The organism is Apibacter muscae (genome assembly GCF_007845595.1).
In the GTDB taxonomy this organism is placed as follows: domain Bacteria; phylum Bacteroidota; class Bacteroidia; order Flavobacteriales; family Weeksellaceae; genus Apibacter; species Apibacter muscae.
Genome location: NZ_SELI01000003.1, coordinates 1 through 1,493 on the forward strand (window position 1 = coordinate 1; position 1,493 = coordinate 1,493).

At 28.4% G+C, this 1,493-nt stretch carries 3 protein-coding genes; 1 reads left to right on the forward strand and 2 read right to left on the reverse strand.

Going from position 1 to position 1,493, the window contains the following annotated elements; all coding sequences use genetic code 11:
• The first annotated feature begins 61 nt into the window (after positions 1-61).
• Positions 62-295, forward strand: a complete 234-nt coding sequence (locus ETU10_RS00035; RefSeq protein ID WP_146309233.1) for a helix-turn-helix domain-containing protein — start codon at positions 62-64, stop codon at positions 293-295.
• Between the two features lie 376 nt (positions 296-671).
• On the opposite strand, the gene ETU10_RS00040 is transcribed toward ETU10_RS00035, so the two are convergent.
• Both ETU10_RS00040 and ETU10_RS11090 read right to left on the reverse strand, forming a co-directional pair.
• On the reverse strand, positions 672-1,106 hold the full coding sequence (locus tag ETU10_RS00040) for a JAB domain-containing protein (RefSeq protein WP_146309234.1): 435 nt from the start codon (positions 1,104-1,106) through the stop codon (positions 672-674).
• Between the two features lie 145 nt (positions 1,107-1,251).
• Positions 1,252-1,493 (reverse strand): hypothetical protein (locus tag ETU10_RS11090; RefSeq protein WP_185145019.1); only part of this gene is annotated, 242 nt, incomplete at its 5' end.

Sequence of the window (1,493 nt, forward strand, 5' to 3'; positions counted from 1 at the left end):
CATATATGGCATTTAATTTAACAAATATAAGAAGCAACTTTGACTTGTCAAATAAGTCAAGTTGGAAAAAGATAAAATTCTAAAAATTATTGGAAGAAGAATTAAACAGGTTAGAGAATCCAAAGGATTTTCCCAACTTGAATTAGTGGGAAAAATGCTGGGAGATATAGATCCTACCAATATTTCCAGAATAGAGTCAGGAAGAACCAATCCTACCATTTATACTCTGTATAGAATAGCGGAAGCTTTGGAAGTGTCTCTTGAGGAGTTGGTGAGTATTGAAATTTCAAATTAGGCTATTAGGCAGTTAGCTATTGAAAACCTGCTATTTTCTTAACTAATTTAAAATACCGAGATTAAAACTTTAAATAATTGTTTTTTATATTCCTTTTCTTTAAAATTTAGCTATAACTATATTCTATGGTCTAGAGACACCTCTGTTTCAATTCTATGTATATTGGGTATATGGGGTTCTCTTACTCTCTCCTACTGTTTTTTTAAATATAAAACTCCCAACATAATAGAATTAGGATTTTATTATGTTTTTTTTATCTTTTATAGATTCATAAATTGGATAGAATTTGGGGGAGTTATTCTATAGAAGTATTCTATCAAGCTAAAAAAGTGATAAAGTGATGTTTTTTAAACTTTTTTATATTTACTTTTATTTTTTATAGATTTCCTTGGTCTGCAAAGCTATAATAATGTTCTTTAGCAATAATGATGTGATCCAATAGAACTAATTCTAATAGATTACAGGCTTGTTTTATTTTTTTAGTTAGTTCTTTATCTTTTAGGGAAGGCTTGTTATTTCCACTGGGATGGTTATGGACTACTATAATGGCAGAAGCATTGGTTTTTAGAGCTGTACTTAGTATTAGTCTTATGTCTACATAACAGGCTGAAATTCCTCCCTTAGCTAGGCTATAATAACCTAATACTACATTAGCTTGATTCAAATAGAGTACTTTTACTTCTTCTTGTAGTTCTAGGGTATTCTTATTCCAGATGGATAGGGCTAAATGATAAAGTTGTTCACTATTTTCTAATTTAATTTTTTTTTCGTTTTTATTGGTATAGGAGACTTTTATTTCGGATACTTTCATGATTGTATTTTTTATATAGATTGAATATAGTGATATGGTTATATAACCAATAAGTAGATATTTATTTTTAAAATAAAAGTTTTCTAAAAAAGATCACTTTAGCACTTTTTAGTAGACTTAGATTATAGATTAGTTATAGTATATTTTAGTTTTCTTCTTGCTCTAGGGATAAAATAAAGTCTATATCTTCAGGATGGGTAATTTGTTGATTAGCTATCATTGCTTTCAATTCTTCTTTAAAGCCTTCTATTCCTTTATGGGGGGTAGTGTGGAATAATTCCAGATTTCCATTATAAACCATTAAGACTTGATAGTCTGCATTGGTTAGAAATAGCATTCCACTGCAATGATTAAACATAATAGTAACTTCTTGTTTTATAAAGGATT